This is a genomic window from Asaia sp. A2, from assembly GCF_057319415.1.
In genome coordinates this window covers 99326-120520 of the sequence record NZ_JBXWTO010000011.1, presented here as the reverse complement: position 1 = coordinate 120520, position 21195 = coordinate 99326, and the positions used below count along the sequence as shown (strand labels likewise).

Annotated in this window: 25 protein-coding genes and 2 tRNA genes; 7 read left to right on the top strand and 20 right to left on the bottom strand. The window is 60.7% G+C overall.

Going from position 1 to position 21195, the window contains the following annotated elements; all coding sequences use genetic code 11:
• Window positions 1-228 precede the first annotated feature (228 nt).
• The 3 genes from ACWNRM_RS10990 to ACWNRM_RS10980 are packed head-to-tail and all read right to left on the bottom strand — an operon-like array spanning window position 229 to window position 2432.
• The gene (locus ACWNRM_RS10990) at window positions 229-1206 is read right to left on the bottom strand and encodes an NAD-dependent epimerase/dehydratase family protein (protein WP_485170809.1); all 978 of its coding nucleotides are present in this window, start codon (window positions 1204-1206) and stop codon (window positions 229-231) included.
• 5 nt (window positions 1207-1211) lie between these two features.
• Window positions 1212-1739, bottom strand: a complete 528-nt coding sequence (locus ACWNRM_RS10985) for a DUF192 domain-containing protein (RefSeq protein ID WP_485170808.1) — start codon at window positions 1737-1739, stop codon at window positions 1212-1214.
• Between the two features lie 18 nt (window positions 1740-1757).
• A complete protein-coding gene (locus ACWNRM_RS10980) occupies window positions 1758-2432 on the bottom strand; it encodes an MBL fold metallo-hydrolase (protein ID WP_485170807.1) in 675 nt (224 codons plus the stop codon).
• Window positions 2433-2664: 232 nt separating this feature from the next.
• Between ACWNRM_RS10980 and ACWNRM_RS10975 the strand changes: the two genes are divergently transcribed.
• Complete coding sequence (locus ACWNRM_RS10975; RefSeq protein WP_485170806.1) at window positions 2665-3015, top strand: RidA family protein; 351 nt, start codon at window positions 2665-2667, stop codon at window positions 3013-3015.
• A gap of 149 nt (window positions 3016-3164) precedes the next feature.
• Entirely contained in the window at window positions 3165-3941 is a 777-nt protein-coding gene (locus ACWNRM_RS10970) for a CHAP domain-containing protein (RefSeq protein ID WP_485170805.1), read from the top strand.
• A gap of 123 nt (window positions 3942-4064) precedes the next feature.
• Here ACWNRM_RS10970 and ACWNRM_RS10965 read toward each other — a convergent pair whose 3' ends face one another.
• The 14 genes from ACWNRM_RS10965 to rfaD form a co-directional block, all read right to left on the bottom strand.
• Window positions 4065-4520 carry a 23S rRNA (pseudouridine(1915)-N(3))-methyltransferase RlmH gene (locus ACWNRM_RS10965; protein ID WP_485170819.1) on the bottom strand — a complete coding sequence of 152 codons (456 nt, stop codon included), beginning with the start codon at window positions 4518-4520 and terminating at the stop codon, window positions 4065-4067.
• Window positions 4521-4529: 9 nt separating this feature from the next.
• Complete coding sequence (gene rsfS, locus ACWNRM_RS10960) at window positions 4530-4985, bottom strand: ribosome silencing factor (RefSeq protein WP_062165513.1); 456 nt, start codon at window positions 4983-4985, stop codon at window positions 4530-4532.
• A 128-nt stretch (window positions 4986-5113) separates the two neighbouring features.
• Window positions 5114-5770, bottom strand: a complete 657-nt coding sequence (locus ACWNRM_RS10955) for a nicotinate-nucleotide adenylyltransferase (protein ID WP_062165514.1) — start codon at window positions 5768-5770, stop codon at window positions 5114-5116.
• The gene (locus ACWNRM_RS10950; RefSeq protein ID WP_485170818.1) at window positions 5736-6992 is read right to left on the bottom strand and encodes a glutamate-5-semialdehyde dehydrogenase; all 1257 of its coding nucleotides are present in this window, start codon (window positions 6990-6992) and stop codon (window positions 5736-5738) included. The genes ACWNRM_RS10955 and ACWNRM_RS10950 overlap by 35 nt, the downstream gene beginning before the upstream one ends.
• A gap of 77 nt (window positions 6993-7069) precedes the next feature.
• Window positions 7070-8224: a glycerate kinase gene (locus tag ACWNRM_RS10945; protein WP_485170804.1), complete on the bottom strand. Its 1155-nt coding sequence runs from the start codon at window positions 8222-8224 to the stop codon at window positions 7070-7072.
• A 79-nt stretch (window positions 8225-8303) separates the two neighbouring features.
• Complete coding sequence (gene ychF, locus ACWNRM_RS10940; protein ID WP_122038308.1) at window positions 8304-9398, bottom strand: redox-regulated ATPase YchF; 1095 nt, start codon at window positions 9396-9398, stop codon at window positions 8304-8306.
• A complete protein-coding gene (pth, locus tag ACWNRM_RS10935; protein ID WP_023978854.1) occupies window positions 9398-9976 on the bottom strand; it encodes an aminoacyl-tRNA hydrolase in 579 nt (192 codons plus the stop codon). The genes ychF and pth overlap by 1 nt, the downstream gene beginning before the upstream one ends.
• A gap of 20 nt (window positions 9977-9996) precedes the next feature.
• A complete protein-coding gene (locus tag ACWNRM_RS10930) occupies window positions 9997-10635 on the bottom strand; it encodes a 50S ribosomal protein L25/general stress protein Ctc (RefSeq protein ID WP_023978855.1) in 639 nt (212 codons plus the stop codon).
• 233 nt (window positions 10636-10868) lie between these two features.
• The gene (locus ACWNRM_RS10925; protein ID WP_485170803.1) at window positions 10869-11453 is read right to left on the bottom strand and encodes a histidine phosphatase family protein; all 585 of its coding nucleotides are present in this window, start codon (window positions 11451-11453) and stop codon (window positions 10869-10871) included.
• A 12-nt stretch (window positions 11454-11465) separates the two neighbouring features.
• On the bottom strand, window positions 11466-12398 hold the full coding sequence (locus ACWNRM_RS10920) for a ribose-phosphate pyrophosphokinase (protein WP_023978857.1): 933 nt from the start codon (window positions 12396-12398) through the stop codon (window positions 11466-11468).
• Window positions 12399-12572: 174 nt separating this feature from the next.
• Complete coding sequence (locus ACWNRM_RS10915; RefSeq protein WP_485170802.1) at window positions 12573-13535, bottom strand: hypothetical protein; 963 nt, start codon at window positions 13533-13535, stop codon at window positions 12573-12575.
• On the bottom strand, window positions 13532-14338 hold the full coding sequence (locus tag ACWNRM_RS10910; RefSeq protein WP_485170801.1) for a purine nucleoside phosphorylase YfiH/LACC1 family protein: 807 nt from the start codon (window positions 14336-14338) through the stop codon (window positions 13532-13534). Before ACWNRM_RS10910 ends, ACWNRM_RS10915 begins: the two co-directional genes overlap by 4 nt.
• Window positions 14331-15164, bottom strand: coding sequence for a prolipoprotein diacylglyceryl transferase (lgt, locus tag ACWNRM_RS10905; protein WP_485170800.1), 834 nt, complete (start codon window positions 15162-15164; stop codon window positions 14331-14333). The genes ACWNRM_RS10910 and lgt overlap by 8 nt, the downstream gene beginning before the upstream one ends.
• Before the next feature lie 8 nt (window positions 15165-15172).
• Window positions 15173-16153: an ADP-glyceromanno-heptose 6-epimerase gene (rfaD, locus tag ACWNRM_RS10900; RefSeq protein WP_485170799.1), complete on the bottom strand. Its 981-nt coding sequence runs from the start codon at window positions 16151-16153 to the stop codon at window positions 15173-15175.
• Window positions 16154-16359: 206 nt separating this feature from the next.
• On the opposite strand from rfaD, the gene ACWNRM_RS10895 reads away from it, so the two are divergent.
• The 5 genes from ACWNRM_RS10895 (at window position 16360) to ACWNRM_RS10875 (ending at window position 18992) form a co-directional block, all read left to right on the top strand.
• Window positions 16360-16644 (top strand): accessory factor UbiK family protein, encoded by a 285-nt coding sequence (locus ACWNRM_RS10895; protein WP_485170817.1) that lies wholly within the window; start codon window positions 16360-16362, stop codon window positions 16642-16644.
• Between the two features lie 159 nt (window positions 16645-16803).
• Window positions 16804-17310, top strand: coding sequence for a type III secretion system chaperone family protein (locus ACWNRM_RS10890; RefSeq protein ID WP_023978867.1), 507 nt, complete (start codon window positions 16804-16806; stop codon window positions 17308-17310).
• Entirely contained in the window at window positions 17307-18101 is a 795-nt protein-coding gene (gene proC / locus ACWNRM_RS10885) for a pyrroline-5-carboxylate reductase (RefSeq protein WP_485170798.1), read from the top strand. Before ACWNRM_RS10890 ends, proC begins: the two co-directional genes overlap by 4 nt.
• Before the next feature lie 140 nt (window positions 18102-18241).
• Window positions 18242-18871 carry a TetR family transcriptional regulator gene (locus ACWNRM_RS10880; RefSeq protein WP_485170816.1) on the top strand — a complete coding sequence of 210 codons (630 nt, stop codon included), beginning with the start codon at window positions 18242-18244 and terminating at the stop codon, window positions 18869-18871.
• A gap of 46 nt (window positions 18872-18917) precedes the next feature.
• Window positions 18918-18992: transfer RNA gene (locus ACWNRM_RS10875), tRNA-Gln, on the top strand.
• A 358-nt stretch (window positions 18993-19350) separates the two neighbouring features.
• Here the strand turns inward: ACWNRM_RS10875 and ACWNRM_RS10870 are convergent.
• The 3 genes from ACWNRM_RS10870 to ACWNRM_RS10860 all read right to left on the bottom strand — a co-directional run bounded on the left by ACWNRM_RS10870 (window position 19351) and on the right by ACWNRM_RS10860 (window position 21193).
• Window positions 19351-19426 (bottom strand) — tRNA-Lys (locus ACWNRM_RS10870).
• Between the two features lie 91 nt (window positions 19427-19517).
• On the bottom strand, window positions 19518-20399 hold the full coding sequence (locus ACWNRM_RS10865; protein ID WP_485170797.1) for a ParB/RepB/Spo0J family partition protein: 882 nt from the start codon (window positions 20397-20399) through the stop codon (window positions 19518-19520).
• Complete coding sequence (locus tag ACWNRM_RS10860; RefSeq protein ID WP_485170815.1) at window positions 20396-21193, bottom strand: ParA family protein; 798 nt, start codon at window positions 21191-21193, stop codon at window positions 20396-20398. The genes ACWNRM_RS10865 and ACWNRM_RS10860 overlap by 4 nt, the downstream gene beginning before the upstream one ends.
• Window positions 21194-21195 lie beyond the last annotated feature (2 nt).

Sequence of the window (21195 nt, the reverse complement as noted above, 5' to 3'; positions counted from 1 at the left end):
TCAAAGAACCCCACCTAACCCACTGATCTTACTCAGTCTTCCAGGCAGTCACCGCGGCGTGTTCCGCTGCGGTGAACGGGCTTTTAGACCCCACACCCACACCCGTCAACATATAATTTCAAAAAAAATGACACCTATCTCCAAAAAACCGAGACCACGTTTGCCACCCGATATGCAAAACGGGAGGCCGAAGCCTCCCGTCTGTTGCATCATCAAGAACACCCGTATCTAGATGAGATTGGCCGCCTCATACGCCTTGAACCAAGCCACGAAGTGCTTCACCCCTTCCTCCAACGGCACCACGGGCCGCCAGCCTGTCAGCTTTGTCATTTCCTCATGAGAGGACCATGTTGCCTCAACATCTGACAATGGGCGACGCTTTGCCTTGATAACTGCCTTGCGCCCAAGTTCCTGTTCAAGCAACGCAACGAGACGACTGACGGCTGTCGGTGAATCACTTCCGAGGTTGAAAAGACGCGAAACACCTTTCTCTGGCTCATTACCCAGAGCGGCAAGTACGCCAGAGACAATATCGTCGATATAGGTGAAGTCTCGCGCCAGCCCCTCACCTTCATACAAGGTAAGCGGTTCGCCTGCCGTTATGGCGCGGGCAAATTTGTAGTAGGCCATGTCCGGGCGGCCCCACGGACCGTAAGCAGTAAAGAAACGCAGCCCGGTCTGTTTCAGGCCATAAAGATGGGCGTAGGCATGGGCCGTCAGCTCACCGGCGCGTTTGGTCACCGCGTAAAACGAACCTGGACGATCGACAGCATCGCTCTCGCGAAAAGGCATCGTCTCGTTGAGCCCATAGACTGACGATGATGAGGCATACACGATGTGGCGCAAATCCGGGAGGTGACGCGCCGCCTCAAGCAGTACGACATGTCCCATCATATTGGACGTCACGTAGGCGCAAGGATCGGCCAGCGAATAGCGTACCCCTGCCTGAGCGGCCAGGTGCACGATATGTGTAATGCCCGGATACGCCGCGAGGACCGCCTCAACATCCTCACGACGGCTGAGATCACCCTGATGGAAAACAAAACCATCCTGGCCAGCAAGCTGCGCCAGACGATCCTGCTTGAGCTGGACACTGTAATAAGCATTCAGCGAGTCGAATCCGACGACCTCATGACCCCGACTCAAAAGCAGGGCGGCCACGTGATAGCCGACAAAGCCTGCTGCCCCGGTCAGGAAAACCCTCATGGCGTTCAGCGCGCCACTGGGAGTGCCTTGGACGATACAAGATCGCCCACGACAATATTGTTCTTTTCCATTGTGCCTGCCGCCACTTCCAGAACGGCAGCTGAATCACCCTGCCCGACCAGACGACGTTCGCTGAACGGTACAGTCTTCTCAACGATAGCCTGAATGCGGTCATCCGCCCCGATGAAGACGATATCGAGTGACGGTGCCGTATCGCGCATCCACATCGCAGCTGCCTCGGGGGGGCTGAACAGGAAAAGCATCCCTGTATTTTCCGCAATGCTCTGACGCGACGATTCCCCGGCTTCCTTCTGCTTTTCTGTCCGGGCGACCTCAACAGTGAAATCATGGCGGCCGCTGTGGCGGTCGACGATTGTCAGAAGCTCCTTATCCAGAGGCTTTTCAGCACCAGCCTGTGCTTCATGCTTATTGTCCCCCGCGACTGCACTGGACAAGGTCGGTGCGCCAGCCAGTGCAGTGGCAGCAAGGACCAGACCGGTCAGAAGCGCACGGCCCCGCAAATTCCTGTTCATGTCTGCGCTCCCGGTTGTTCAGGCGAGGTAAGGATTATTCTGCCGCTCTTCGCCAATCATGGTTGGCAAACCATGCCCCGGCAGAACAATGAAATCGTCAGGCAGGGAGAGCAATGTGCGCTTGATCCCTGCAATCAGACTCTCATGGTCGCCATAAGCGAAATCCGACCGACCAACAACACCACGGAACAACGTATCACCCACAATGGCCAGTTTGTCGGCTCGACTTATATAGATGACATGACCGGGCGTATGGCCCGGACAATGCGCGACCTCAAACCTGCCGGTCGGAAGGTCGATCACCTCGCCCTCCTCCACAAACCGGTCGGGATGAGCGTTTCGCAGGTCATACAACCCGAAGGCCTGGGCCTGATCCTCCACCGTTTCGAGCAGAAAGGCATCGCGCCGGTCAGGACCGATCATCGCAACCGGGGCTGATTGACGTTTTTCAAGGCCCGCACGCAGCGCATCAGCACCACCAACATGGTCGAAATGCCCGTGAGTCAGCAAAATGGCATCGACAGTCATGCCCTCAAGCAGCTGCAGAAGCTCAGGCGCGTCACCTCCCGGATCGACAACAACCGCGCGGCCCGTATCGGGATCTTCGAGCACGGTACAGTTCTGACGCAGTGGCGTTACCTTGACGGTGCGGGCACGCAAATCCGGCTCTTCCTCTTCTTGATCGTGGCGCATTCCGGAAAAATGGGCAGCCTGAGAGGCAGAAAAATTCCGGAAGCGTTGCTGTGCAGACCATGATGCGCAAAGGCTTCATGGCCGCGATACCGCGCAGAGGCTATTGATTCAAGCGATCATATGACGTGCGTAGGGCGGGGGAGGATTGACCCGACCTCTTGGCCGCATCAGAGTCCCCCCAGTCCGGCGCAGCGTAACCTGCCCGGAACTACGAGGTTATCAGGAGACGATCATGAGCCGAATCATTCGCACAGAGCCTAATCCCGTCATGTCCAAAGCCGTCGAATATCACGGCTTCGTTTTCACGCAGGGTGTGGTGGCCCGTAATCTCGATGCTGATTTCAATGCCCAGACCGCCGATGTGCTTGAGCAGCTGGATGCTTTGCTTGAGCAGCATGGTACGGACAACACCCGTATTCTGCAGGCACAGATCTGGCTGAAGGACATCAGCGATCGCGATGCACTCAACAAGCAGTGGACGGCCTGGTTGCCGAAGGACTCTGCCCCGGCGCGGGCCTGCGTTCAGGCGATTCTGGCTGATCCACGTATGCTCGTGGAAATCATGCTGATCACAACAAAGTAAGGCTTATTGAATTTTCCCTGGGCCGACACATTTTATCTCGGGGAAAGTTCATAAAATCGCCATGACTCCCCCTTACATGGGTTGCCAATCCAAGGTGAACACAGTTACCTAGATGCAACACATAACGGGCGGATATCGAATCAATGAACGTGGGACAGAAAAGTTGCCTCAGACTTCTCCGCAGGCCGTTTTTTTCGTCCCTGACCGCTTTATCCCTTCTGGTAGGGTCGGCGGTTCTGGCCCCAAAAGCTGAAGCGCGCCAGAAGGCTGGTCACAAGGCTGTTATGCATTCTGCGCATAGCGCCCGACACACCTCAGCGCGTCACGTTGCACTTCATCAGACACGTTTTACGACGCGACGCCATCATTCCGGCGGTCACGTCATTCAGTGTGTTGCCTACGCCAAAGCCGCTTCCGATGTTGTGTTGAGCGGTAATGCCCGTGACTGGTGGGACAACTCCCGCGGTGTTTACGCCCGAGGCTCTGCTCCCGAACCTGGCTCGGTGCTGAATTTCCGTGCTATCCGCCGTATGCCCTATGGCCACGTTGCTGTTGTCCGTGCTGTCGAAGACAACCGCACGATCGTGATCGACCAGTCTCATTGGGCGCAGAACGGTGTCGCCAAGAACGTGCGCGTCATCGATGTTTCTCCCAATAACGACTGGTCTGCTGTGCGCGTGGCGCTCAACAGCAAGTCTGGTACCTATGGCAGCATCTACCCGACCTACGGGTTCATCTATGGTCGCCCTGATGACGGGGTGATGATGGCTAATAATACGCCTGCGTCGGCTCATCGTTCCACGCGTTCGCATAACGTGACGACGGCAAGCTTCGCAGCTCTGCAACATCCGATGAACTCGACCGAAGTCGCAGAGGCCCCGGAAGATGCCTTCAGCATAGAAGGCCCCAGCCGCAATCTGCGCTGATCAGACCTGATCATTCGACTTTCGCCAAGGCGGCCCGGAAGCGGGTCGCCTTTTTTATGACCTGTGGCCCACCCTGCAATCGTCACGCGGGACGAAGCGCCTTAGCCTATTGGCAGACGAAATTCAGGGGCGCGCTGAGCGATGATAGGGATGACCCGCGCTGATCGCACGCGCACGGTAGATCTGCTCTGCCAGAAGCAAACGCACAATCATGTGGGGCCAGGTCATACGCCCGAAGGAGATACGGGCATCAGCCCGCTCAATAACGCTGGCCTCAAGCCCTTCAGCCCCGCCGATGACGAAGGAAACCTGCTTGCCGGTTGCAAGCCACGAATCGAGCATGGTGGAGAATTGCTGGGAATCGGGTGAACTTCCCCCCTCATCCAGCGCAATCACGATCGTACCCTCGGGACAGGCCGCCAGAATCGCCGCCGCGTCCTTGCGACGGATTTCCAGGGCACTGCCGCGCGATTCGCCAATCTCGATCAGATCGACCCTGGGGCGGGTGCGTTCGATATAACGGTCGAACAGCTCCCGCTCCGGCCCTCTCTTGAGGCGACCGACCGCCACGATCCTGATCATGCGTAATCAGAGATCCGTCGTATCGGCTTCATCACTGGCAGTATCGTCGAGGTCCTTGCCCCACATGCGCTCAAGCGCATAGAGCGCGCGGCTCTCGGGCTTGAACAGATGCACAACAATATCGCCGGTATCGAGCAGAACCCAATCGGTACCGTTTGCACCTTCGATGGTGATACGCTTGATGCCGATCTCGTTCAGCTTGTCTTCAATATGCGTGGCCATGGCGGCAATCTGCCTGTCGGCAATACCTGTGGCGACCACCATATGGTCAGCAAAGCTGGCACGCCCCCGCAGGTCGAGCGTCACGATATCCTCGGCCTTGTCTTCATCGAGGCTTGCCGTGATGAGTGCCAGCGCCTTTTCAACCAGTTCCGGCTCAGCACCGGTGCGCGGTGCAGCGCCGCGGGTCTTGCGCGGGCCTGCAGCGGCGGCCTTCTTACGCGGCGTGCCGGCGGTCTTCATGGTGGCAGTGGCCTCGCCCGTGGCGGGCTGGGTCTTGGTCTCACCAGCGGACGCGCGGGTGCGACGGGCTGGGGTGGGCGTCTCGTCGGACGGTTTTCTGGCGATGGCTCGACACTCCGGTCAATACATTAGAGAGAGAGCGAGGCGGGATAATTGCCGGAATCCCTCAACGCTGTCGCTGATATACCGTTTTGCGGCGCCGGAAGAAAAGCCCAGACACCACCTTTAGAGCGCGACATGATCGGCCCGCGCCGCGGAGGCACGCGCATATGGCTCAACGCATGAGTGGCCTGGCCCGACAACGCCGTGCGATTACTGCCCGGTCTGGGCACAACTGCCATGGGAACATGCAAGGCAAGATCGCGCCAGCGACGCCATCGTGTGAGCGTCGCCAGACTGTCCGCTCCCATCAGCCAGACGAAGCGCGCCCTTGGAAAACGCAGCCGCAGCAGCGCAATCGTCTCAACAGTATAACGCTTGTTCAGCCGTGCCTCGATATCGGTGGCGATGATATGCCGCCCGTCAGCCAGGGCACGGGCCGAGTCGAGGCGATTTTCGAACGGCGCCATACCTCGCCTTGGCTTGAGCGGATTGCCCGGCGAAACCATGAGCCAGACCTGATCGAGCCGCAGATGGGTCAGGGCATAGCGTGCGAGTTGCAGATGACCCGCATGGGCCGGATTGAACGACCCACCGAGCAGCCCGATCGACACCGCACGATTATCGCCATATTTCGGAATTTCCACCACGTCAGGGGCGGGTCTGCCCGGTGCCTCGGACCTCATAACGGAAGGTCGTAAGCTGTTCGAGGCCGACGGGGCCACGGGCATGGATCTTGCCCGTGGCAATACCGATCTCGGCCCCGAATCCGAATTCTCCGCCATCGCAGAACTGGGTCGAGGCGTTCCACATCACCACGGCACTATCCGTCCCATTCAGGAAGCGTTCGGCGACCTCTGCATTTTCAGTGATGATCGCTTCCGTATGACCGCTGCCATAACGCGCGATGTGGGCGAGTGCCGAATCGACATTCTCGACGACCGCCACGGAGAGACGCGCATCGAGCCATTCCGTCGCAAAGTCATCCGACGTGGCGGGTTCGAGATCATGCACGATATGACGCGCAGTCTCGTCACCCAGAATGGCGCAGCCCAGCGCATGCAGGTCCTGCACCAGCGCAGGCAACAGGGCCTCGGCAACCGCGTGGTCGATCAGCAGGGTTTCGGTCGCACCGCAAATACCCGTACGCCGCATCTTGGCATTGGCGAGTATCTCACGCGCCATCGCGAAGTCGGCGTCCTTGTGGATATAGGTGTGACACAGCCCATCGGCGTGAGCGAGAACCGGTACGCGGGCCTCGCGCTGCACCCGCTCGACAAGCGATTTGCCACCGCGTGGAATGATCATGTCGATTTCACCGGCGGCTGTCAGCATGGCGGCGACGTGTGCCCGATCAGCATCGGGGACGATCTGCACACAGTCACGCGGCAGACCCGCCTTCTCCAGTCCTTCCTGGATGCAGGACTGGATGCATCGCGCCGAATGAAGGCTTTCGGAGCCACCACGCAAGATGACGGCATTGCCGGATTTGATGCACAGGCCCGCGGCGTCAGCCCCCACATTGGGGCGGCTTTCATAGATCATGCCAATGACACCAAGCGGAGTCGCCACACGGCGGATGTTCAAGCCGTTGGGACGTGTCCAGTCACACAGCACCCTGCCCACCGGATCCGGCAGAAGCGCAATCGATTCGAGGCCCTTTGCCATGGACTCGATCCGTGCAGGCGTCAGCGTCAGCCGGTCGATGAAGGCGGCGCTTGCCTTGGAGGAGGCGACATCGCGTGCATTGGCCACGAGAATATCAGGCGCATGCTCACGCAGTGACGCTGCGGCGGCACGCAAGGCCTCGTTGCGCTGGCTTTCCGGGGCTATGGCGAGAAGACGGGCCGCTGCGCGCGCTGGTCCGGTCAGGGCCTTGAAATCGGACACGGTCGTAGCAGCTTCCATCATTCATTCTCCTGTCTGCCTTGCGGCATCTAGCCCGGCCGAACCCGAAACCGGCCCAAAGGGCGATCAGCTATGTATCATGCCTGCGCCGCTTGAAAAGATCGGCCCAGGGCAAGGGTCGCAGCCACATTACGCGCACAACGCCGCAGAGCTTGCTCAGCCTCGCCGAATGCCTCTTCCAGCGTGCAGGGGCGCTCAAGACAGCTGAAAACGGCGTCGAAGCCCGTCGCAAGCAGATCGTCATGCCCTGCACCCAGTGTACCCGCAAAGGCTATTACCGGTTTGCCTGCCCTTTTCGCCAGCGTGGCGATTGCCTGCGGTGCCTTGCCCTGCGCGGTCTGACAATCCAGCCGTCCCTCACCTGTGATGACCAGATCCATCTGGCTCACGAGCGTATCCAGACCCAGAAGTCCTGCCACCGCCTCGGCACCCGGAACGAGCCTCGCCCCGCACAGCCCGACCAGCCCCAGAGCCGCGCCACCCGCAGCACCCATACCTTCCACCGCCGTCAGATCACGCCCGCAGCGCAGTTCCACCAGACTCGCAAGGCGCGCCAGTGAGGCCTCAAGCAGCGGGATCATGGCAGGTGTTGCCCCTTTCTGAGGCCCGAACACGGCAACCGCGCCGGTCTCTCCCAGCAGGGGAGCCGTTACGTCGCACAAAATCTCGATACGGCACTCTGCCAGCCGGGGATCGAGCCGGTCGTCATCCAGAGAGAACACCGCCCCGAGCGGTCCTCCTCCGTGAGGGATTTCCCGGCCCTGCAAATCGCGCAGCGAAACACCCAGCGCCTGCAAGAGACCCGCCCCACCATCGCTGGTTGCACTGCCACCAAGGGCGAGAACCAGATGCCTGCACCCCATATCAAGGGCTGCGCTCATGAGTTCACCCACGCCATAGGTGGTGGTGAAAAGGGGTGAGCGCGATTCGAGGGGGGTTTGGGCCAGACCGGCGGCCTCGGCCAGTTCTATCAGTGCTGTCCGGCCATGATCGAGAACAGCGAAATGCGCCGATACAGGCACACCGAGCGGGCCGCATACATCGCGGGTTTCAAGTTGGCCGCCCAGTGTGCGGGCCATGATGGCGGCAGTGCCCTCGCCGCCATCCGCCACAGGAAAGGCATGATAGCGGGCATCCGGGTAGATTTCCCTGAAACCGCCGATAATCGCCTGAACCACGACCTCTGCCGTCAGGCTCTCCTTGAAGGAGTCACAGGCAACGAGAATGTCCATCAGCGCCTCCGGTAAGACGCCCTATCATTGCCTCAGGATCAGGCCGGTCAAGCCCTGATCCTGTCAAACCCGGATGGTATCAAACGTTGAAGCGGAACAGCAGGACATCACCATCCTGCACCACATATTCCTTGCCTTCGATACGCAGCTTGCCCGCTTCCTTGGCACCGGATTCGCCGCCACAGGCAATGTAATCGTCATAGGCCACAGTCTCGCAGGCAATGAAGCCACGTTCGAAGTCGTTATGAATGACCGCAGCCGCCTGAGGGGCCTTTGTGCCCTTGGTGATAGTCCAGGCGCGCGTCTCTTTCGGGCCGACCGTGAAATAGGTGCTCAGACCCAGCAGGCCATAGCCGGCAGCAATCACACGATCCAGACCGGAATTGCTCAGCCCCAGCCCTTCGAGGAACTCGGCGCGCTCCTCCTGCGGCAGCTGGCTGACTTCGGCTTCGATCGCCGCAGACACCACAACCATGGCAGCCCCTTCGGCCTCTGCACGCTTGCGCACGGCTTCGGAATGGCTGTTACCGGTCGAGGCAGAGCCTTCTTCCACGTTGCAGACATAGAGCACCGGCTTGGTGGTCATGAGCTGCAGGCGGCGGGCGGTTTCTTCCTCACCCTTGGGTACGGCAGTACGGGCGGGCTTGCCCTCGCGCAGGGCGGCCATGATCGGATCCATGATGGCGAGCTGCTGCTGCGCCTCACGATCATTGCCGCGGGCGCGCTTCTGCAAGGCCGTCTGACGCTTTTCAAGCGAGTCCAGATCGGCCAGCATCAGCTCGGTCTCGATGATCTCGGCATCGCGCACCGGGTCTACGCCGCCTTCGACATGGGTGATATCGTCATCCTCGAAGCAGCGCAGCACGTGGATGATGGCATCCACCTCACGGATATTGGCAAGGAACTGGTTGCCCAGACCTTCACCACGAGACGCGCCGCGCACGAGCCCGGCAATATCGACGAATTCGAGGCTGGTCGGCAGGATCTTCTGCGACTTGCCAATACGCGCAAGGTTGTCGAGGCGCGAATCAGGCACGGCGACGCGGCCCACATTCGGCTCAATGGTGCAGAAGGGATAATTTGCTGCCTGAGCTGCCGCCGTTTCGGTCAGCGCGTTGAACAGGGTGGATTTGCCCACATTGGGAAGCCCCACGATGCCACAATTGAAGCCCATCAGCGTTTCTCCCCGCACAGCATGGCGATTTTTGTCATTGTCGCTTCCGGTTCCCCCTTGGCCAGCAGGGGCGACGCCGCAGCCACGGCATCGAGAAGCGTTTCGAGTTCTGTCTGTTCGGCCTTGGCGAAATCGCCCAGCACATGGCCTGTCACACGGTCCTTGTGACCGGGATGCCCGATGCCGAGACGCACGCGCTGATAATTCTGGTCACCCAGCATACGGTCCATGGAGCGCAGGCCATTATGGCCCGCCGCACCGCCACCGCGCTTGACCCTCACCTTGCAGAACGCAAGATCGAGCTCGTCATGAAACGCCGTGATATCGGAAACCGGAATCTTGAAGAACCGCGCAGCCTGCTGCACGCTCTCGCCGGACAGATTCATGTAAGTCATGGGCTTGAGCAGAAGAACCTTCTGTCCCTCGATGCTGCCCTCGGCCGTCTCTCCCTTGAAGCGCGAGCGCCAGGGAGAAAACCGGTAGTATTCGGCAATACGCTCGACAGCCATGAAGCCAATATTATGGCGCTGCCTGCGCATGCCGGGCTCGGGGTTACCGAGCCCGGTCCAGAGTAGCATTGCGGCCACCCTGAGCGGTCTTACTTCTTCTTCGCAGGAGCGGCGGCTTCAGCAGCGGCCTTCGCAGCGGCTTCAGCTTCCATCTCGGCATCGACCGTCGGCGGCGCGATGGTGGCGATGACGAAGTTCGGCAGCTGCAGAACCGGCGTCACGTTCTCGGTGCCGGTCAGGTCGTCCCAACGCACGTTGTCGTGGATGTCGAGCGCGCTCAGATCAACTGTGAAGCTGGACGGGATGTTGTCCACATCAGCCATGACGTCCACCGTGTGACGGACCAGGTTCAGCACGCCACCGCGCTTGATGCCAGGAGCCTTGTCTTCACCGGTCACGTGGATGGCGACGGTCACGTGGACCTTCTCGCCAGCAGCCAGACGCTGGAAATCGACATGGATCGGCGCATCGGTCACGGGGTGCAGCTGCACTTCACGCAGAAGGGCGCGCACGGTGCCACCTTCGAGCGGCAGTTCATACAGGCGCGAGCGCCAGCCACCACGGACCATTTCCTTGTGGATGATGCGCGGATCGATCTGGATCAGCGAGGCTTCCTGCTTGCCACCATACACAACACCCGGCACCAGACCGGCACGTCTCGTTGCGCGCGCTGCCCCCTTACCAGCCTTCGCGCGCGTAGAGACTTCGAGGGACGTCATATTTGTCACGGTATTCTCCCAAATTCATTGCACTCATGGCCTCCAGGGGTGCCTGAGTGATGGGGCGCCTTACCGGAATTGGGGGGGTAAAGCAATGTTCTTCGGGATTCGGAAGGAATTCTTCTCGGGGTTCTGCCTGAAATCCACAAAGGAGCGCGGCCCTTCTGGTCCCGGCCCTTATTCAGACCGGGATGAAGAGAACCTTGTCCCTTTTCGGGGTGCGGGGCAGCGCCCCGCATCGCTCACTCGTAGGCGGTGAGCACCCAGCCATTATCTGTCGGGTCGCAGTAAAGCGGCACGGCATTGGCGAGGCGGACATTGATGGGCAGGTTCATGGCGGCGCGCAGGGCGCGGAACAGGGCCCCATGCGCGACAATCAGAGGGATACCGTCCTGTTCGAGTGCGTGATTCACCGCCCCGGCAGCACGGGTCTTGAGGCCCTCGAAAGTCTCGCAGCCTTCAGGTGTAAACTCACCGGCGATCCACGGATCGTACCAGTCGCCCATAGGCTCACCCTCCATCACACCGAAGCAAACCTCTTCAAGGTCGCGATTTGTGCTGAGCGGCAGGGTGACGCCACTTGAGGTTGCAATGGCCTGCTGGGCCGCCATCGCCGTATCATGAGCGCGCGTGAGCGGAGAAGACACGATCTGGCTGATAGGCGCTGCACCATCGCGCCAATGCTGCGAAAGAGACGCGCCAGCCTTGACGGCCTGTTCGCGACCCGTGGCATTCAGCGGTATGTCCGTGCGGCCCTGGGAAAGGTTTTGGGCGTTCCAGTCGGTCTGACCGTGACGCAGATACCAGAAGGGGCGACGAAGCAGCATGAAAACCGGTCCTTAATCGAAGAGCGAGGAGACAGAGCTTTCATCTGCCACAGCACTCATGGCACGCGCCAGCAGATTGGCGGTGCTGATCTGCCTGATATTGGGCGAGGCTTCCATCGCCTCGGTCGCCGGAATGCTGTCGGTCAGGGTAAGCATCCGGATGGGTGATGCCGTGATGCGCTCGACGGCCTGACCGGTCAGAACGCCGTGGGTGACATAGGCTTCGACCCCGGCGGCACCGTGATTGATGAGCGCTTGGGCCGCATTGCACAGCGAGCCGCCGCTATCGACGATGTCATCAACCAGAATACAGTAACGCCCGCTGACATCACCGATCACATTCATGACTTCCGAAACGCCCGCGCGCTCACGCCGCTTGTCGATAATGGCCAGATCGGTGTTCAGACGCTGCGCCAGCTGACGCGCACGCACCACACCGCCCACATCGGGGGAGACAATCATCAGGTCTTCATTGGGATGGCGCGCATTGATGTCGCGCTTGAAGAGCGGGGCCGCGTAGAGGTTATCGACAGGAATATCAAAGAATCCCTGTATCTGCATGGCGTGCAGATCCATGGTCAGGATACGGTTGGCACCGGCCTCGACCAGCAGATTGGCAACCAGTTTGGCGCTGATAGGGGTGCGCGGCCCCGATTTGCGATCCTGCCTTGCATAGCCGAAATAGGGCATGACAGCCGTGACACGACGGGCCGACCCGCGACGCAGGGCGTCGAGCATGATCAGCAATTCCATCAGATTGTCGTTGGTGGGTGAGCAGGTGCTCTGGATCACGAACACGTCTTCACCGCGCACGTTTTCCTGGATCTCGACAAAGACCTCGGCATCGGCGAAGCGTCGTACAGACACCTTGCACAGCGGGAGACGCAATTCCTGAGCAACGGCACGCGCCAGTGGCAGGTTACTGTTACAGGCGACGATCTTCATCGGGAAACGACTCCGGTCCGGGGCGGCAGCAAACGCGGCCTTCTAACAACGTCGGGCCATGCTGTCATTAACTCATGGGCGCCCACTCCCGCTGATAGAGTGATTTTTACAGGGCTGCGACCGACGCCACTCATGTTCTGGGTATTGGCCCGCTATACGGGTTTTTACCGTAGTTCAGGACTTGCCCGTGGTCGCACTGGCACCCTTCGCCTTGTCAGCCCCGCTCTGGTCAGGCGAGAGCGGCTGGTGATTGCGGCCTGAGTAATTGGTGATGATCTGATGCACGGCACCTGACGCCTCTGCGGCTACGACCATCGCGACATCACCCCATGCGCCATCAAGGGAATGGGCGTCGATATCGTGAAGCTGCGTGGCTGCGCCGGCTTCCTTGCCATCTGCCGCCACGGTGCGCCAGACGATCTCGATATGCTGAAGCGGGTGCCCTGTATTACCGGCAGGACCGTCACTCAGGGTCACGATGCACTCCACGCTGTAATCAGCGGCCTTGGCATCACGCTCCAGCTTGTCATGCTGGTCGGGAAAGCTGGCAACGAAGGCGCGGGCGAGTGCCACATTGCCATCGCCCGGAGCGCCATGCACGCCCTTGAAGAACACCTTGGCAGGGCGGCGCTTGAGGCTATGCGGATCGGCCTGCATCATCGAAGCCTGAATGCCTGTCAGCACATTGGCAATCTGCGGCGCAGAACCGGCGGCAAGGGCTGAAAGCTGGTCAGCCTGACCCTGGGCCCAGACCGAGGCCGCGACCGGAGCCGCGTCCCAATGGCCCCGGGCCTCGCCATTGGGCGTCATGACTTCGTAATGCGGCGTGACCTGATCACCCTGCATGGTTGCCGACAGCCTGAGCCACCAGTCACCCGGTTTGGCAGGCTGCGCCACAGCCGGAAGCGATTGGTCAACCAGTTGCGCCGCGATGTCCTTCGCCCAGAGGGCCGAGGCATTATTGTCCAGCAGTGATGCGGCTGGGGTGGGTATAGCCAGTCTCGGCGGCGGCGTGGTCAGGGCCAGGCGGCGCCCTTCCGGCCCCGGATCACCGAAGGGATGCGGCATATCGACGCACCCGGCAAGCAGCGCCAGCGCTCCACACAGCCCGGAAAAACGCATAATCCAGCCTGTCATGCGACTGCCCCTGCCCTGATGGCTGAAATCTGATGTCCGATTGCACCGCCCCCCGCCAGCGTGCGCCGACGATGGCTGAAAAAGCGTAGCGCATCATACCGGGTGTCGAGCCCGATCATGGAAACATGGCGCAGCCCCGCCCGCCTCAGGCGATACAGACAATATCCCGGCAGGTCGAACAGGTAGTGCCCTGCACGGGGTGCCTTGATGAAAAAGCGCTCGGCATAGGGTGCGACACGCGAAGAGCCATCCAGCACCTCCGCACGCATGTCGGCCCCAACCTCGTATCCCGCCTGGCGGATACAGGGCCCGACACAGGCGGTGACATCCCCTGCGCCAAGAGCCTGCATTGCGTTCAGTGTGGCCTCCAGCACGCCGCCCACGGCACCGCGCCAGCCTGCATGGGCGGCCCCCACAACGCTGCCATCGGCACTGGCAAACAGCACCGGTCCGCAATCGGCCGTAATGACACCCAGTGCGAGATCGTGGCGATCGCTCACCAGCGCATCGGCCCTGGGGCCCTTTCCTGTGGGCCAGACCCCCGTATCATGCGTGAGAACCACGACATCGGGGGAATGGGTCTGGGTCAGACCGAGCAAGGACGACGCCTCAACCCCCAGATATTCCGCCACACGCCCGCGATTGAACGCGACATTTGCCGCGAGATCGGCGGAAGCGAGCGAACAGTTGAGCGTGTCATAGGGCGCCGGTGAGACGCCCCCACGGCGCGTGAAAAAGCCATGGCGGACATGCGACAGCGATGGTACTGGCAAGACCCAGCCGCGCGGTGCCTGATCAGCCATAAGCCTTCTCTCCCTCAAGGGTATGGGGATGGCGAATACCGAATGCCATGAGCCAGAGCCCGGCGAGCGCCATGGGGATGCAGAGCACCTGCCCCATGGTTACGCCAAAAGGCAGAAACCCGATAAAGGAATCGGGTTCGCGAAACAGTTCGCAGAAGCTGCGGGCCAGCGCATAGCCAAACAGGAACAGACCCGACAGAAAACCATAGCGCACGCGCGTCCAGGAACGGCTTACCGCGGCAAGCATGACGCAAAGCAGGACAAGGCCCTCCATAAGGGCTTCGTAAAGCTGCGAAGGATGCCGTGCGATGGGGCCACCTGTCGGGAATACCATCGCCCAGGGCAGCCAGTCCGGCGCCGCACGGCCCCAGAGTTCACCATTGACAAAATTGGCGCAGCGCCCCAGCCCGAGCCCGAGCGGTACGATGACCGTAATACGGTCGGAAAAGGACAGGAAACTCAGCCCGTTGCGCCACGTGAACCACGCCAGCGCCAGAATGACCCCCAGCGCACCTCCGTGAAACGACATGCCGCCCTGCCAGACCTGAAGGATCGACAGGGGATGAGTCAGATAGAAGCCGGGTTTATAGAACAGGATGTAACCCAGACGCCCGCCCAGCACGACACCGAGCATGGCCCAGAAGGCAAAATCATCCACCTGCTCGCGTGTGGCAGCGCGTGGCGCCAGCCCGCAGAGCCGGATAGCGATCTTCCAGCCAATCAGGATCGACAGGATATAGGCCAGCGCATACCAGTGCACGGCCAGCGGCCCAAGACGGAAGGCAATCGGGTCGAATTGCGGCAGGATGATCGGATGGGCGGACATGGGGTTCTTTACAGATAGGGGTCGGGCGTCGCGAGATAATCGCGCACATAGCGGGTAATTCCCGCCTCAAGCGTCGTGAATGGGCGGTCATACCCGGCAGCACGCAGGCGCGACATGTCGGCGCAGGTATAGGATTGATACTGCCCCTGCAGGGCCTCGGGCATATCAATAAACTCGATGCGCCGCGGCACACCAGCCGCATCGCACACTGCATTGGCAAGGTCGACATAGCTGCGCGCCGTGCCGGTGCCACAGTTGAACAGGCCGCTGATATCGGGGTGATCATACAGCCACAGCATCACATCAATCAGATCGCCCACCCAGATGAAGTCGCGCGATTGCGCGCCGTCAGCCAGATCGGGACGGTCGGAGCGGAACAGCCGGGCCGGCGCCCCGCGCATCACCTCGTCATACTTCACCTTCACCACCGAGATCATGGATCCCTTGTGATATTCATTGGGTCCATAAACGTTGAAGAATTTCAGACCGGCCCACTGGCGCGGCATCACGCCACCTGAAGCCTGCCGAGCCAGAAGATGCTGGTCAAACACATGCTTGGACCAGCCATAGAGATTCATGGGTCGCAGCGTCCTGAGCGATTCGGGCGCATCGGAAAAAAGCTCCGGTCGGTCGGCTGCGCCATAGGTGGCAGCAGATGATGCATAGAAGAACGGCACATCGCGTGAGGCGCACCAGTCGAGTAGCGTTTCGGACAGGGTGATATTGGTCTGCCAGACCAGATCGCCATCGCGTGCCGTGGTGCTGCTGATAGCCCCCATATGAAACACGGCCTTGATGCCGGTCGTGTTAATCAGGAAGGCATCGAGTTCCTCCGGGCTGATCAGCCGGTCCGGGGCATGTTTGGCAAGATTGCGCCACTTGCTCTGATCACGAAGGCGGTCCACGACCGCGACAGCCTCACCCCGCGCCTTGAGCGCTGCGACCAGGCACGAGCCAATAAATCCGGCGCCGCCGGTGACGATCATCATGGAACCTGTATAAGACGCCGCAACGCAACCTCCAAGCCACACCAGCCGGAGAAAAGCGCGGCCCTGGCATCCTGATCCTCCATGCCGCGTTGCAGCCGAACGATGTGGGGGCCAGTCTGGGCGGCATGACGCCCTGTGTTGGCTACACGGGGGCATTTTCACCGCCCGGTGACAAGGCCGGGCGACACGACAGCAAGGATACCGCCATGGCAGACCGGCCCCGTTTTTTCGATGATCTCGCAGGTGTCGCCGGAGGTGCCTTTTCGGCCCTGACCGGGCTGCGGGAAGAAGTCCATGCCATGGTGCGCGCGCGGATTGACGAGGTTCTGTCCTCGCTCGATCTCGTGCGACGCGACGAGCTGGATGTGGCCCGCGAACTGGCCACACGGGCGCGCATGGCGCAGGAAGATGCCGATGCCCGCATCGCCAGGCTGGAAGAGCGGCTGTCTGATCTAGAAAAGGCCGTCACCGCCCCACCGTCACACGACTGAAGGCCCTTCGTACCTGCGATCTTGCAACAGGACGCAGGCATACGTAACGTGGCCTGATATGACGATTCGCAGCTTGCACGGCCCCGGATCGTCATATCGTTGCAGACATCCTGATGCGCATCGCCATGCCATGCGCATCACCGGCCCAGGGAGTCCCGAATGCCTGCTCTTTCCTTCTCCTCCTCCTCGCATCAGGATACAAATCCCCTCGACGTCATGGAGCAGATCGTCTGCGGCCATGACTGGGCGTTCGACCGCCGCACAGATTGCGAGATGGCCGCCGAAGCACCGGGAAAATGGTGCGATTACGGGCTGTATTTCTCATGGTCCCGCGAGATCGCAGCCATGAACTTTACCTGCACCTTCGACCTGCGGGCTCCCGCCAACCGCCGCAAGGCGCTTTACGAACTGATCGCACTGGCCAATGAGCGCCTCTGGATCGGGCATTTCAGCCTCGACCTCGAAACCGGCACGCCGGTTTTCCGCCATTCGGTTCTGCTGCGCGGTGCCACGAGCCTTGCCGCAGAAAGCATGGAAGACATGATCGATATTGCCATCACGGAATGCGAGCGGTTTTACCCCGCCTTCCAGTTCACACTCTGGAGCGGGAAATCCCCCGCCGAGGCCCTCGAAGCGGCCATGCTCGATTGCGCAGGTGAAGCATGAGCCTGCCGTCACTGCTTCTGGTCGGTTGCGGCAAGATGGGTGGGGCGCTCTGGCAGGGCTGGCTTGAGGAGGGTCTGGCACCCTCCGTCATTCTGGACCGACGCTGTGAGGCTCCCCCCGCCCCCCACCGGATCGTACGCAACCCTTCGGAGATCCCGCCGGGTTTCAAACCCGACATCATCATCCTGGCCGTCAAACCGGCTGGCATGGAAGAAACCATGGCATCGCTCAGGCCCCTTCTGGACGATACCATTGTCATCTCGATGCTGGCCGCCCGAACCATCGAGAGCCTGCGCGCTGCCTCTGATGGCACCCGCACGAAAATCGTGCGCGCCATGCCCAACACACCGGCCTCGATCGGCAAGGGCGTGACGGGCGTTTGCAGCACCGATCTGGACGAGAATGAGCGCAAGCTCTGCACGACCCTTCTTTCTGCCGTGGGTGACGTCGCCTGGGTAGAAAGCGAAGCTCTACTGGAGGCACTTACGCCCATATCGGGTTGCGGCCCGGCCTATGTGTTCCTGCTGGCGGAGCTGCTGGAAAAGGAAGCTCTGCGCGTGGGCCTGCCACCTGACACGGCACGGCTTATTGCACGAGGGACCGTTTCAGGCGCTGGGGCGCTGCTCGAAGCCTCTCCGGAGGAAAGCGAGACATTGCGCAAAAATGTCACCAGCCCCAATGGGGTAACGGCCAAGGCGCTTGAAGTGATGATGGCCCCGGAGGCCTGGCCCGCCACCATGACCAGGGCGATTGATGCGGCCATGGCGCGAGCACGCGAAATGGCCTCCTGAGCCCAACGCCGCGGAACGCCTTCTGATTTATCTCAGGGAGGCGTACGGGCAAAACCGCTCATTTCCCTGTCATTCGATTGTCACAGCCTGACCATCTTGTATTATTGATGCTGAATGACAGGGACGGGTTCATGACGGAAATCGATCGCGAAGAATTTGATCTGGCGCTTCTGGAGGCAGGCTTTACCATCGCTGCTGAAAAAGGCTGGCCATGCTTCACGCTGGTCGAGGCTGCCCAGCGTGCCGGATTGCCGATCGATGAAGTCCGTGCCCGCTTTCCTTTCCGGCACAGCCTGCTGTTCCGTCTGGGCCGTCTGGCCGACGAATCGGCCTTTCGCGATGACGGTTTGAGCGGATCCGTCCGTGAACGCGTCTTTGATCTCTTCATGCGGCGCTTCGATGTATTCCAGCAATATCGCGAGGGCATCCGGGCTGTTCTGCAGGCCCTGCCAACAGAGCCCGGTCTGACACTCCTGCTTGGTGCCGCCACCCTCGACACGATGCGCTGGATGGCTGAGGTCGCAGGTGTCGAGTGCAGCGGTCTCGGCGGCCTGATGCGTCTCAACGGGCTTGCTGGCGTCTGGGGCTTCGCCCTGCGTGCCTGGGAGAAGGATGAAAGCGCTGACCTTTCGCAGACCATGGCGGCGCTCGATCAGGGGCTCGACAAGGCAGAACGTTTTGGCGTGCTCAAGCCCTCCCCGGACCGCCTGATGGATCAGGCCAGCCAGCGCACCGGCATTGCCGATCATCCGCTCGAACTCGAAACATAATGGCTTTACGTCTGCCATGAGGCAGATTAAAAGCCCTCCAACGCGATGGGATGTAGCCAAGCGGTAAGGCAGCGGATTTTGATTCCGCCATTCGGAGGTTCGATCCCTCCCATCCCAGCCAGCGCCATTTTCCTCTGAAAAACTGATCCACAGAACGAGCCCGCCCGCTTTCGGACGTCGTGCGGATTCATCGTGCTAAAATTCACGATGCAGGCTTATGCCGCAGGCTCGCCCCATACACGGCGCTCTGGCAGATACAGAGCGTATCGAAGTCGCGCGGTCCTGCGACGCTCCGGTATGGCCGCAGACAAGCTGTGCGGGGCGTGACGCGAACATGGCTTATCGTGATGACAGCCGCCAGATGATCGATGCTTCTTTTGAACGGCGGTATCCGTACGTCGAAGCAACAGCAGGCGCCTATCTCAGAACAGGTCTGGGGAAATCGATATTTTGCATAGGAGAAGGTACCGGCGGGGCGATGGTGGGCACACAAGGGCTCGAACCTTGGACCCGCTGATTAAGAGTCAGCTGCTCTACCAACTGAGCTATGTGCCCATAGCCCCGCTCCGGTGAGAGGGCTTCTAACAAAGGGCGGAACAGGCATCAAGAGAAAAAATGCACTATTCCGCATACGAAACTAAAATCCCTATTTCTCCGGGGAAAGCAGACGCATAAGCGTGTCGAACTGATCGAGGCTACGATAGTCCAGTCGAAGCGAGCCGCCTTTGCCGTTGAATTCGATCTTAACCTTGAGGCCAAGACGCGTCGCAAGATCCCGCTCCAGACGGACCAGTTCGTTATCGCGCGGCGCCTTGATCGCTTCCTGTTCGGCTTTGGGGGTCAACCGCGCCAGGGCCTCGGTCTGACGCACGTTCAGCCCACGGGCAATCACGATATCAGCCGCTGCACAGGGGTCAGGATGCGCCAGCAGGGCACGGGCATGGCCTGCACTCAGCAAGCCGTCACGCACCTTCTGGCGTACGGCTTCGGGCAGGTTCAGCAGGCGCAGGATATTGCCAATATGCGGGCGGGATTTGCCCACAGCCCCGGCGAGTTCCTCCTGCGTCAGGGCGTAATCGGTCAGCAGGCGTTGCAGGCCTTCTGCCTCTTCAATCGCGTTGAGATCGGCGCGTTGCAGATTCTCGACCAGCGCGGCAGCCATGGCATCGGCATCATCGAGCAGACGCACATGCACCGGCACCTCATGCAGTCCTGCACGCTGCGAGGCCCGCCAGCGGCGCTCACCGGCGATGATCTGGTAATGACCCTTCCGATCCGGGTCTGGCCGTACGAGAATAGGTTGCAGCACACCACGGCTTCGTATGGAGTCTGCAAGTTCGTTCAGCCTCCCCTCATCCATGTCCACACGTGGCTGGAAAGGACCCGGTGCGAGAAGGTCTACCCCCAACATGGAGGGGGTCGGCACAGCCTCATGCGCGGCCCCCTGCGTACGGGGCAACTCGATCGCCTGGTCGCCAAGCAGGGCGGCAAGGCCGCGACCGAGACGTGGAGCCGGTTTTTTGCTCATGAGGGAGCCCCTTGCTTTTGGGTGAGGCCCAGACGCTGGCCGATTTCCTGTGCCAAAGCGAGATAGGCCTGCGCCCCGCTGCTGCGACGGTCATATTCGAGCACCGAGCAGCCATGGCTCTGGGCTTCGGAAATCTTGATGTTCCGGGGGATCAGTGTCTCCAGAACCTGCTCGCCAAAGAAATTGCGGGCATCGGCCGCCACAAGCTCCGAGAGGTTGTTGCGCCGGTCATACATCGTCAGGATGATGCCCGCCACATGCAGGTCTGCATTGAAGGCCCGCCGCACACGGTCAACCGTCCGCACGATCTGACTGATCCCTTCCAGAGCAAAGAACTCGCATTGAAGGGGGATCAGCACGGCATCGGACGCAACAAGAGCGTTGAGCGTCAGCAGACCCAGGCTTGGCGGACAGTCGATCAGGATGACATCATAACGCCCTGACAGGGCCTCCAGAGCCTCGCGTATGCGGAACTCACGGCGATCACTACCAATCAGTTCAAGCTCCGCACCCGCCAGATCGGTATTGGCAACGATGATGTCGAGGTTGGGTGTCTCTGTCGGGCGCGGCAGCTTTTCGGGCAGCGCTTCCTGCATGAGTGCCGCATAGCTGCCGATCTGGCGTGCATTGTAGTCGACGCCGAGGCCAGTTGAGGCATTGCCCTGCGGATCGATATCGACCAGCAGCACGCGTTGCGTGCTCGCAAGCGCCGCGGCCAGATTGATTGCTGTTGTGGTCTTGCCCACACCACCCTTCTGGTTGGTGACGGCGAGAATACGGGCCTTGCTGCCCATGT